A 12193-nucleotide genomic window follows, 5' to 3' on the forward strand; every position below is an offset into this window, starting at 1 on the left:
CCTCGAGGTGTTAGCGCGGCATTCTGATGGATGTCCACGGGACCCTCCTGTCATGGATTGCTTGGTCGGCAAACTCAGCATCCATTGGATGGGTTCCGTGGACAACCTGTTGAGAGATCACATCTAGCCGACCCCGAACCGGTGGAGAACGACCGTCGTCATGCAGCATTTCCCGATGTGGCAACAATGCATCGATCGCCTGGCCCAGGAGCTGCCGAACGATCAGCTGACCATGTGGATATTCCCGTTGCAGGCCGAACAGGTCAGCGACGACCAGTGGCTGCTGTGGGCGCCCAACCGCTTCGCCTTCGACTGGGTCAACCAGAAACTGCTCGAGCAGATCCGCGTGCATGCCCGCGAGATTTCCGGCCGTCCGGAGCTTGACGTGTCGTTGCGCATCGGCGAGGCCGGCCGCGCTCGGCCCAAGCCGACGACCACAACCAGCAAGGCCCCGGCCGACACCCCGTCCCGTCCCGCTTCTCGACCGGCGGCCCCGCGACCGATCGACCCCGAGCCGGTCGAACCCGGGGACACCACGGACGAGGGCTTTTCCCACAACCTCAACCGCGGCTTTACCTTCGAGACCTTCGTCCAGGGCAAGTCCAACCAGCTCGCCTGCGCGGCATCCCAGCAGGTAGCGGCCAACGCCGGCGCCAGCTACAACCCGCTGCTGATCTATGGCGGCGTGGGTCTGGGCAAGACCCACCTGATGCACGCGGTCGGCAACCAGATCATCGACCAGCAGGGCGACAAGCGCGTCATCTACCTGCACAGCGAACGCTACGTGCAGGAAATGATCACCGCCATCCGCAATAACAACACCGAGCAGTTCAAGAACTTCTACCGCGGCATCGACGCGCTGCTGATCGACGACATCCAGTTCTTCGCCACCAAGCCGCGCAGCCAGGAGGAGTTCTTCCACACCTTCAATGCGCTGATCGAGCAGGGCAAGCAGATCGTGATGACCTGCGATCGCTACCCCAAGGAGATCGAGGGCCTCGAGGAACGCCTGAAGTCGCGCTTTGGCTGGGGGCTGACCGTGGCGGTCGAGCCGCCGGACATGGAAACCCGGGTGGCGATCCTGCACAGCAAGGCCGAGCAGTCGGGGATCGATCTGGATTCCGACGTCGCCTTCTTCATCGCCCGGCGCATCCAGGCCAACATCCGCGAACTCGAGGGCGCCCTGCGACGGGTGATCGTCACCACGCAGTTCTCCAAGCGACCGATCACCATCGAGTCGACCAAGGACGCGCTCAAGGACATGATCTCGGCACACGCCAAGATGATCACCCTGGACAACATCCAGCGCACGGTCGCCAAGTACTACAACGTCAAGATCCAGGACCTGACCGGGGCCCGCCGCACGCGCTCGATCGCACGACCCCGTCAGCTGGCCATGGCGCTGGCCAAGGAATTGACCAGCCATTCGCTGCCCGAGATCGGCGAGTCGTTCGGCGGGCGGGATCACACCACCGTGCTGCACGCGGTACGCAAGATCGAGGAACTGCGCGAGAGCGACAGCAAGATAAACGACGACTACAACCTCCTGCGACACACCCTGAATGTGTGAAGCCGCCCGAGTTGGGGACAAGCCGGGCACAGTGGCAGGACGGATGCTGGGAAACCTGTGGACGAATCGGCGAATCGAGAGTTTTCCACAATTGGTCCCAATTCATACACAGGCCGTCCCACGGCATTGAGCCAATCTGTCAAGTGCGAGAAGCTACTGATCCCGTTCGTCTTTTCGCACTTATCCCAAGGAAAGTGGCTACATCACATTCATCATCATCAACAGAACAAAAACATCTGTTACTGATTCAGAGGAACCGCCAGCCATGCAACTGACCGTCAGCCGACCGGACCTGCTCGACGCCATCAACCGCGTAATCGGTGGCGTGGAAAAACGCCAGACCATGCCGATCCTGGGCAACCTGTTGCTCGAGGCCGATGGCGATCGACTCAAGCTCACCGGGACCGACCTCGAGATCCAGCTGGAAAGCGAATGCCCCGCCGACATCGGTCAACCGGGTCGCACGACGGTCAACGCCCGCAAGCTGCACGACATCATTCGCGCCATCCCGGCCGAATCGCAGATCGGCATTCGCCAGGAAGACGGGTTCGTCATCGTCCAGGCGGGTCACAGCGTGTTCCGGCTCGGTTGCCTGCCGGCCGACGAATACCCGCGCATGGAGACAACCACCGAGGAATACCGGCTGGTGCTCGGGCAGGATCGATTGCGCGCCATGCTGGAGAAGACCCAGTTCTCGATGGCCCAGCAGGACGTGCGTTACTTCCTCAACGGGCTGCTGTTCGAGGTCAGCCCGGAACGGATTCGCTGCGTGGCCACCGACGGGCATCGCCTGGCACTGGCCGAAACCGACAGCCAGCAAGCGATCGCGGAGACGCTGCGCATCATCGTGCCGCGCAAGATGGTGATGGAGCTGATGCGGGCACTCGATCGCGACGACGATTCGCCGGTCGAGCTCTTGGTCAGCACGCAGCAGATCGAGCTCAAGCTCGCCCAGCAACGCATGGTCAGCAAGCTGATCGACGGGCGCTTCCCCGACTACGAGCGCGTCATCCCGAAGACCAACAGCAAACAGGTCCACGTCGACCGAGAAACCCTCAAGCAGGTGCTGCAGCGCGCCTCGGTGCTCAACACCGACCGGTTCGCCGGCGCCCACTATCACCTGCAATCCGACCGGCTGGCCATCGAGGCAATCAACAGCGACCAGGAATCCTCCCGCGAGGAAATCCCGGTTCACTACCAGGGTGACGACCTGAAGATTGCCTTCAATATCAGCTACATGCTGGCCATCCTCTCGCACGTTGACGACATGCAGGTGCGCATGGATTTCGAGACCCCGGAATCCAGCGCCCTGATCCTGCCGACCGACGAAGACGCCATCCGGACCCGCTACGTCCTCATGCCGATGAAGATCTAAGCGGTTTCCCGTGACGCGACTGGCGACACTGCACGTCGAGCGATTCCGCAACCTCGAACCCGTCGATCTCGAACCGGCCGCCGGCATCAACCTGATCCACGGGGTCAACGGCGCCGGCAAGACCAGCCTGCTCGAGGCCATCCATACCTTGAGCCTGGGACGGTCGTTCCGTGGCAACAACGCCAATGAGCTGATCCGGCACGGTGCCGACGACCTCCTGCTGCGAGCCGAGGTCGAGGCCCGCTCGGGCCGCGGTGTACACCGCCTTGCGATGCAGCGCGACCGGCGCAGCATGGTGCTCCGCGTCGACCAGGAGAACGTGCCGCGGTTGAGCGAGCTGGCGCGATTGCTGCCCGTGCTTGCCCTGCACCCGCAATCCGACGATCTCGTGCTTGGCTCGCCCGATCATCGCCGGCGCTTTCTCGACCGGGTGGGCTTCTACGCCCGAACGGATTTCCACGAGATCCATCGCAACTTTCAACGCGCACTCAAGCAGCGCAACGCCCTGTTGCGCCGGGGACAACACGAACCGGCCTGGGAGCGGCTCTACCTGGAAACCGCCGGGCGACTCGAGGCCGCCAGGCGCGACGTGCTCGCCGATCTCGAGCAACGCATGACCGACTTGCTCGACCGCATGCTGCCCGGCCACCGGCTCACGCTGCGCTACCTCCCCGGTTACCGGCAGGACCTGGCACTCGACGAGGCCATCCGGCAGGGCGGCGAGCGCGAACGGGACCAGCAGGCCAGTCTGTTCGGCCCGCACCGGGCGGATCTCAAGATCGCCCTCGGCGACCACGAGGCGCGCCAGGTTGCCTCCCGTGGGCAGATCAAGATGCTGGTGGTGTTGTTGCACCTCGCCGTGCTCGACCTCTGGGCCGAGGTACGCGGTGAGCCGGCCGTGGTGCTGTTCGACGATCTGGCCTCGGAACTGGACGCGGACAACCGACGGCGCGTGCTGGACTACCTCGGCCAGAGTGGTCACCAGGCCTTCGTCAGCGTGATCGCCGCCGATGCCATCGACGGCGAGGGGGATATCCAGGCCCGCTTTGCCGTGGAGGACGGGCAGGTGCGGAAAATGGTATGATCACAAGGTTGTGAAACACCGTCGGAACGATCGGGATGGACTGGCCAGTCGGCCGGTCTCCCGATGGACCGGTCCGGGTTGGCAAGCGCCGCCGACAGGACCGCTGCGACAGGAAGGGACAAGAGCTACATGAGCGCCGAAAACACGTACGACTCCAGCAGTATCAAGGTCCTCAAGGGACTGGACGCGGTGCGCAAGCGCCCCGGGATGTACATCGGCGATACCGACGACGGTACCGGCCTGCACCACATGGTGTTCGAGGTGGTGGACAACGCGGTCGACGAATCGCTCGCCGGTCACTGCTCCAAGATCGACGTGGTCATCCACGCCGATGGTTCGGTCTCGGTCACCGACGACGGTCGCGGCATTCCCACCGACCTTCACGAGGAAGAGGGGCGGTCGGCCGCCGAGGTCATCATGACCGTCCTGCACGCCGGCGGTAAGTTCGACCAGAACAGCTACAAGGTCTCCGGCGGCCTGCACGGGGTGGGTGTCTCGGTGGTCAACGCCCTGTCCGACCGGCTGGATCTCACCATCTGGCGCAATGGGCGTCGTTGGGTGCAGGAATACCACCTCGGCGAGCCGCAGTACCCGCTCAAGGATGCCGGCCCGACCGAGCGTTCCGGCACGCAGATCCGTTTCCTGCCCAGCCAGACGATCTTCACCGACGTCACCTTCCACTACGACATCCTGGCCAAGCGCCTGCGCGAGCTGTCGTTCCTCAACTCCGGGGTGCACATCTCGCTCTCCGAAGAGCAGAGCGGCCGCGCGGACACGTTCTACTACGAAGGTGGCATCCGCGCGTTCGTCGAGCACCTGAACAAGGACAAGACGCCGATCCACAAGAACGTGATCTACCTCTCGGGCGATCGCGACGAGGTCGGCATCGAGCTCGCGCTGCAGTGGAACGACGCCTACCAGGAAAACCTGTTCTGCTACACGAACAACATCCCGCAGCGCGACGGCGGCACCCACCTGACCGGTTTTCGTACCGCGCTGACGCGCACGCTCAACGACTACATGGATCGCAACGGGATCCTCAAGAAGGCCAAGGTCAACACCACCGGTGAGGACTGGCGCGAGGGCCTGGTGGCGGTGATCTCGGTCAAGGTGCCCGACCCGAAGTTCTCCTCGCAGACCAAGGAAAAGCTGGTCTCCTCCGAGGTCAAGACCGCGGTCGAATCGATGACCGCCGAGCACCTGGCCGACTTCCTCGAGGAAAACCCGGCCGATGCCGAGGCGATCACCTCCAAGATCATCGAGGCGGCGCGGGCCCGCGAGGCCGCCCGTCGGGCCCGCGAGATGACCCGCCGCAAGGGCGCGCTCGACATCGCCGGCCTGCCGGGCAAGCTCGCCGACTGCCAGGAGAAGGACCCGGCGCTGTCGGAGCTGTACCTGGTGGAGGGCGACTCCGCGGGCGGTTCGGCCAAGCAGGGCCGCGACCGGCGCACCCAGGCGATCCTGCCGCTCAAGGGCAAGATCCTCAACGTCGAGAAGGCGCGCTTCGACAAGATGCTGTCGTCCGCCGAGGTGGGCACCCTGATCACGGCGCTGGGTTGCGGCATTGGTCGCGAGGACTTCAATCCGGACAAGCTGCGCTACCACCGCATCATCATCATGACCGACGCGGACGTCGACGGCAGTCACATCCGCACCCTGCTGCTGACGTTCTTCTACCGCCAGATGCGCGAGCTGGTCGAGCGCGGCCACGTCTACATCGCGCAGCCGCCGCTCTACAAGGTCAAGAAGGGCAAGCAGGAGCAGTACCTCAAGGACGATCTGGCCCTGAACCAGTACCTGCTGCAGCAGGCGGTCGACGGGGCGCGCCTGGAACTCGGCGAGAACACCCCGCCGATCTCCGGGCCGGGGCTCGAGTCGCTGGCGCGGGAATACCTTTCCGCGCAGGCGATGATCGAGCGCATGGCCAACCGTTTTGACATCAATGCCCTGAAGGCACTGATGCAGATCGGTCGCCTCGATCCGGCCATGATGGACGACGAGTCTCGCCTGGCCGGTTGGCTGGGTCACTTCAACGGCATGCTCAATGCCATCGCCGATGCCGGTGTGGAGTACGGCGTCTCGATGGAGGAAGGCGAGCATGGCCACGTGTTCCGTATCGAGCGCAGCCAGCACGGTGTTTCACATGAAACCACCATCCCGGCGGCGTTCTTCAGCGGCAACGAGTACCGCCTGCTCGGCGACCTCGGCGAACGACTCGACGGCCTGATCAGCGAGGGTGCCGAGGTCGTGCGCGGCGAACGCCGCCAGGCGATCGAGCGTTTCGAACAGGCGATCGACTGGCTGATGGCCGAGGGGCGCCGTGGACTGGCGGTTCAGCGCTACAAGGGCCTGGGCGAGATGAACCCCGACCAATTGTGGGAAACCACCATGAACCCGGATACCCGTCGCCTGTTGCAGGTGCGTATCGAAGACGCCGTGGCCGCCGATTCGGTGTTCACGGTGCTGATGGGCGATCTGGTCGAGCCGCGCCGCGACTTCATCGAGAAATTCGCGCTCTCGGCGTCCAATATCGACGTGTAACCAAGACGACGAGAGTCAACCCGCCTCGCCGCGGCGGGGCAGCCAAGGAGGCGTTCGAACCATGGGCATCGCGCTGTCGATCATCGTGTTCCTGCTGGTGCTGATCCTGATCTGGGGAATCATCATCTACAACGGCCTGGTGCGGCTGAAGCACAACGTCTCGCAGTCCTGGTCGAACATCGACGTGTTGCTGCGCCAGCGCCACGACGAGTTGCCCAAACTGGTCGAGACCGCCCGGCAGTACATGCACTACGAGCGCGACACGCTCGAGCGGGTGATGGAGGCGCGTGCGGCGGTCAACGACGCGCAGCAGCGCGGTGACGTCGGCGCACTGGGTGGTGCCGAGCAGAGCCTGCGCCTCGGCCTGGGTAACCTGTTCGCGGTGGCCGAGGCCTATCCCGAGCTCAAGGCCAACGAGACCTTCCAGCACCTGCAGCAGCGCATCAGCGGGCTGGAAAACGAGATCGCCGACCGGCGCGAGTTCTACAACGCCGCAGTCAACACCAACAACATCCGCATCGAACAGTTTCCCGACGTCCTGGTTGCCCAGCTGTTCGGCTTCCGCGCCTTCCGCCTGCTCGAGTTCGATCGCAAGACCACCGAGGATGTCGACGTGAAGGCCCTGTTCGGCTGATCCCGGCGAGTCGATGATCCCCGGCATGTCGGTTATCGAGGGGTTCGGCGACTGGCTGCTCGACCTCGATCCCGGCTTCTACCTCGTCCTGTGGACGGGGGTGGTGATCCTGCTTCTCGTCTGCCTGTTTCTCGGCTTTCGTACCCTCGCTCGGGCGCGGATCATCGCGCACACCCCCACCGCCCGGCTGCGCTCTGCCGCCCAGGGCTTCAACGAGATCGAAGGCACGGGCCGGGCGATCGACGATCACCCGCTCTATTCGCCGCTGACCTTTACTCCCTGTCTCTGGTTCGAGATGAAGATCGAGCGGCTCGAGTCCAGCGGCAAGAACCGCAATTGGGTCACCGTCGAGCGCCGCCGCAGCGATGCCCTGTTCCGCGTCGACGATGGTAGCGGCGAGGCGTTCGTCGACCCCGACCATGCACGGGTGATCCCGCACAGCAGTCGACGTTGGCGTGAGCGCGCCTCGAACCATGACTGGTCGGGCGGCTCGGCACTGGGATTCGGTGGCAAGCCGTATCGCTACACCGAGCGTCTGCTGCTGCCCGAGCGGCCGCTCTACGTGCTTGGCTGGCTCGAGACCCGCGGGCATCGAAACGACGGATCGTCGGCCCACGCGGCAATCGAGCAGCGTCGCCGCGAGCTCCTGCAGGAATGGAAGCACGACGACGAGGCGCTTTCGCGCTTCGATCTGGATGGTGACGGCGAGATCTCGATGCGCGAGTGGGAATGGGCCATGCGGCTTGCGCGCGCGCAGGCAAAGCGCGAGGTCGGCGAGGCGGAACGTGAACGTGCCACCGGCAGCAATACCGTCCACCTGCTACACCGGCCGGAAAACGGCGATCCGTTCATCATCTCCGGCGTGCCGCAGGAGACGTTGATCCGTCGCAAGACGTTCAAGGCGGGCGCATTCGTCGCCGCCGGCCTGATCCTGTTCGTGCTCGCGCTGGTCGCGCTCGATATCCGGACCCCGTTCTAGGGTGTCCCCTCGCGTTTCCCGGCGGCGGATCGCCCCGGGAACCGGCCGATTCTGCGAGAATGGCCCGAGTCTTTCGCTCGAGGCAGATCCCATGAACATCGCTAGTTGGAACGTCAATTCACTCAAGGTGCGTCAGCCGCAAGTCCTCCAGTGGCTGGCCGACCAACCCGCCACCCTGCTCGGCATGCAGGAGCTCAAGCAACTCGATGAGGCGATCGATCGGGACGCGATCGAGGCGGCCGGTTATCGCGTGATCGCCAACGGGCAGAAGACCTACAACGGCGTGGCCTGGATGTATCCGGCCCATTGGCCGGAGCCGACCGACATCGTCACCGACATCCCCGGATTCGAGGATCCGCAGCGGCGCGTGATCGCCGCGACCTTCGGCGACCTGCGGGTGATCAACCTGTACGTGGTCAACGGCGAGGCCGTCGGGTCGGAGAAATACGCCTACAAGCTGTCCTGGCTGGAGGCGCTGACGCGCTGGCTGGCCGAGGAGGCCGGGCGCTACCGCAACCGCGTGGTGGTGGGGGACTTCAACATCGCGCCGACGGATGCCGACGTGCACGACCCCGAGGCGTGGAAGGAGCGGATCCTCTGCTCGACCCCGGAACGCGACGCGCTCGACCGCATCCTCGAGACGGGCTTGATCGACGCCTTCCGCCTGTTCGACCAGCCGGAGAACGTATTTTCCTGGTGGGATTACCGGCAGGCGAATTTCCGCCGCAATCGCGGGCTGCGCATCGACCTGATCCTCGTCAGCGAGTCACTGCGCGATCAGGTCACGGCCTGCCACATCGACATCGAGCCGCGTCGGTGGGAGCGTCCCTCGGATCACGCGCCGGTGGTCGTGGCCCTCGACTACGGGGCACCGGGTAGCTGACGCCCGACGCCGATCGCCGCCGGCCTACTCGGGCCGTTCGGCCTCCGCGCCCGGTGGCAGGCAGCCGATCAGCGCCTGCCATTGATCGATCACCACCTGCCGTTCGGCCTCGACGCTGTGGGCATCCACCACGGAGCGACTGCCCATCAACGCCTGATGGTGGCCGGCGTCGCGCAGGGTCCGGTAGGCCTGGATGATGGCCTCGCTCGCCTCGGCGTCGATCAGTCCAGCCTCGCGCAACGAGTCGAGCTGGCGAATGTTGTCGGTGAACTCGAGTATTTCGGGATGTTCGGCGGCATGTCGCAGCAGCAGGTACTGCACCAGGAACTCGATGTCGGTGATGCCGCCGACGTCGCGCTTGAGGTGGAACAGGCCGGCCGGGGTCTCGGTCTGGTTCGTCCGCATCTTCTCGCGCATGCCCACCACCGCGTCACGCAGCTCGTCGGGGTCGCGCGGCTGGGTCAGCGTCTGGCGCCGGATCTCGGCGAAGGTCTCGCCCACCGAGGCGGTGCCGGCGACGAAGCGCGCCCGGCACATGGCCTGCACCTCCCAGACCCAGGCGTGTTCGGCCTGGTACTGGGCAAAGGCATTGACGGACGAGACCAGCAGGCCGCCGACCCCGTCCGGGCGCAGGCGCGTGTCCACTTCGTAAAGCACGCCGGCCGGCGTACGGATGCTGAGCGTATGGATGATCTTCTGCGCCAGACGCGCGAAGTAGAGGCTGTTGTCGATCGATTTCGGCCCGTCGGTCACCGCCTCGCGATCCGTGGAGTCGTGCAGGAAGACCAGGTCCAGGTCCGAGCCGTAACCCAGCTCGATCCCGCCGAGCTTGCCGTAACCGATGATGGCGAGTCCCGGGGTAAACACCTCGCCCGCCTCGTTGATCGCCTTCGGCTTGCCGTGGCGGGCCTCGATCTGCGCCTGCGCGCGCTCGTGTACCGCCTCCAGGATTACCTCGGCAATCCAGGTCAGCTGGTCGGAGACCCGCATCACCGGCAGCGCGCCCACCACGTCGGCGGCAGCCACCCGCAGGGTCGCCAGCTGCTTGAAGCGGCGCAATTCGTCGAGGCTGCGTTCCTCGTCGTTCGGGCACTTGCCCAACAGCTCGCCCAGCTCCTGCGCCAGCTCGGTCTTGTTGGGCGGGGCGTACAGGGTCTCGGGGTCGATCAGCTCGTCGAGCAGGATCGGGTGCTGGGTCAGCAACGAGGCGATCCACGGGCTGCCGTGCACCAGCCGGACCAGTTGCCGGCGCGCCTGTGGCTGTTCGATCAGCAGGGCCACGTAGACCGAGCGGCGCAGGATGGCCGCAAGCAGGTCGAGCATCCGGTCGAGGATCGCGACCTGGCCCTGATAGGCGCTGATGTCGCGCAGCAGGTCGGGCATCAGTTCGTCGAGACGTTGGGCGACCGTGCCGTTGATCGCCGGCCCCTGGGTGTCCCGCCACGCGGACAGATGCCGCTCCAGCACGGCGGCCTGCTCGAAGCCGTGCCGTTCGAGGATGGCGACGCGTTCGGCGACATCGCCTAGCCCGTTCCATACCTGTTCGAGCGGGTCCTCGTTCTCGTCGCCGTCGCTGGGCAGGCGCAGCACCTCCGAGAAATGGCCGTGGATGCGATCACGGTGCTGATCGAGGGCGTACAGGAACGCGCCCCAGTCCTCGAAACCCATCGAGATCGCGAGGCGCAACTGGTCGAACTTGTTGTCCGGTAGCGTCTGCGTCTGATGGTCGTAGAGCATCTGCAACCGGTTCTCGGCCCGGCGGAGAAAGTCGTAGCCCACCGTGAGATCGCCGACGGTGGTCGGATCGAGCTCGCCCATCTCCTCGAGGATCGTGAGCACCGGCAGCAGCCGCCGGTCCTGTAGCGCCGGCTCGCGTCCGCCGCGCAGCAACTGGAACAACTGGCCGATGAACTCGATCTCGCGGATGCCGCCGGGGCCGAGCTTGATGTTGTTGTGCATCGCCGCGTCGGTCATCTCGCGCTCGATCATGCGCTTCATCTCGCGCAACTGGCTGAACGCGCCGAAGTCGAGATAGCGGCGGAAGACGAACGGTCTGAGCATGTCCATCAACTCGCGTCCCGCCGCCTGGTCGCCGGCAATCACGCGTGCCTTGATCCAGGCGTACCGTTCCCATTCGCGTCCGCGGGTGGCGTAGTAGAGTTCCAGCCCGTCGAAGCTCATCGCCAGCGGGCCCTCGTCGCCGTTGGGGCGAAGACGCATGTCGACCCGGAAGACGAAGCCGTGACCGGTCTTCTCGTCGAGCGAGCGGATCAGCCGCTGGCCGAGCCGGATGAAGTACTCGGCGTTGCTGATCGTCTTGCTGCCGTCGGTCTCCCCCTCTTCGGCGTAGGCGAAGATCAGGTCGATGTCCGAGGAATAGTTGAGCTCGTCGCCCCCGAGCTTGCCCATGCCGATGACCACCATGCCGACGGACTCGCCGTTCGGCCCGCGCGGCTGGCCGAACCGGGCCTGCAGGTGATGTTCGTGGTAGGCCAGCGCCTCGGCGACGCAGAAATCGGCGAGCTTGGATAGCGACCGGAGGGTCGCGTCGGTGTCGTCGATGCCGTTGAGATCGCGCCAAGCGATCAGGATCATCTCGCGCCGACGCAATCGACGCAGCTCCCGGCCGAAGGCCGCCGGCTCCAGTGCCAGGCGCTCGTCCCGCGTGCCGCTGAGCCCGTCGAGGCGCGTGGCCAGCCCGTCGCCGAGAAACGCGTCACCGCAGCCGGCCATCACGTAATCGAGGATGTCCGGCTCGGCGGCGAGGCTTTGCTGGATGAAGGGGCTGCAGCGCAGGACGTGTTCGAGCTGCCGACGTTGGTCGTCGTTGAGTGCCGAGGCATCGCTCAGCTGGTCGATCAGGGTCTGGTCTGGGGTGATTTCGTCGAGGTCGGACACGAGGATCGGCCTGTCGGTTGATGGGGGATGCCTCGATGATACGCCTTGCAGCCGGATGGGTGCAGGCTTGCGGCGCCGCGGCCGGGCCCCGGTTCGATCGGGCACATCTATGGCCTGCTCCCCGATCGCAAGCCCCGGTGGGGTGGTGGATAATCAGGTTGCGTCAATCTATTCGGCCTCCTCGTGGAGCGGTTCAGTGCTCCGGGCCTCGATGGAGAAATCCGCGCCT

8 protein-coding genes are annotated in these 12193 nt (G+C 65.1%); 7 read left to right on the top strand and 1 reads right to left on the bottom strand.

Features of this window, described 5'->3' with window-relative positions; genetic code table 11:
- The first annotated feature begins 160 nt into the window (after positions 1–160).
- The 7 genes from dnaA (at position 161) to xth (ending at position 9066) form a co-directional block, all read left to right on the top strand.
- A complete protein-coding gene (dnaA, locus tag FAZ79_RS10455) occupies positions 161–1570 on the top strand; it encodes a chromosomal replication initiator protein DnaA (RefSeq protein WP_136867912.1) in 1410 nt (469 codons plus the stop codon).
- 265 nt (positions 1571–1835) lie between these two features.
- Positions 1836–2945 carry a DNA polymerase III subunit beta gene (dnaN, locus tag FAZ79_RS10460; protein WP_136867913.1) on the top strand — a complete coding sequence of 370 codons (1110 nt, stop codon included), beginning with the start codon at positions 1836–1838 and terminating at the stop codon, positions 2943–2945.
- 10 nt (positions 2946–2955) lie between these two features.
- The gene (recF, locus tag FAZ79_RS10465; RefSeq protein WP_136867914.1) at positions 2956–4029 is read left to right on the top strand and encodes a DNA replication and repair protein RecF; all 1074 of its coding nucleotides are present in this window, start codon (positions 2956–2958) and stop codon (positions 4027–4029) included.
- 129 nt (positions 4030–4158) lie between these two features.
- Positions 4159–6570, top strand: a complete 2412-nt coding sequence (gene gyrB / locus FAZ79_RS10470) for a DNA topoisomerase (ATP-hydrolyzing) subunit B (RefSeq protein WP_136867915.1) — start codon at positions 4159–4161, stop codon at positions 6568–6570.
- A gap of 61 nt (positions 6571–6631) precedes the next feature.
- Positions 6632–7204 (top strand): LemA family protein, encoded by a 573-nt coding sequence (locus tag FAZ79_RS10475; protein ID WP_136867916.1) that lies wholly within the window; start codon positions 6632–6634, stop codon positions 7202–7204.
- Positions 7205–7229: 25 nt separating this feature from the next.
- The gene (locus FAZ79_RS10480; protein WP_169303680.1) at positions 7230–8183 is read left to right on the top strand and encodes a GIDE domain-containing protein; all 954 of its coding nucleotides are present in this window, start codon (positions 7230–7232) and stop codon (positions 8181–8183) included.
- A 91-nt stretch (positions 8184–8274) separates the two neighbouring features.
- On the top strand, positions 8275–9066 hold the full coding sequence (gene xth / locus FAZ79_RS10485; protein WP_136867918.1) for an exodeoxyribonuclease III: 792 nt from the start codon (positions 8275–8277) through the stop codon (positions 9064–9066).
- 24 nt (positions 9067–9090) lie between these two features.
- Here xth and glnE read toward each other — a convergent pair whose 3' ends face one another.
- A complete protein-coding gene (glnE, locus tag FAZ79_RS10490) occupies positions 9091–11964 on the bottom strand; it encodes a bifunctional [glutamate--ammonia ligase]-adenylyl-L-tyrosine phosphorylase/[glutamate--ammonia-ligase] adenylyltransferase (RefSeq protein WP_169303681.1) in 2874 nt (957 codons plus the stop codon).
- Positions 11965–12193 lie beyond the last annotated feature (229 nt).

This window comes from Guyparkeria sp. SB14A (assembly GCF_005096345.1).
Lineage (GTDB): Bacteria > Pseudomonadota > Gammaproteobacteria > Halothiobacillales > Halothiobacillaceae > Guyparkeria > Guyparkeria hydrothermalis.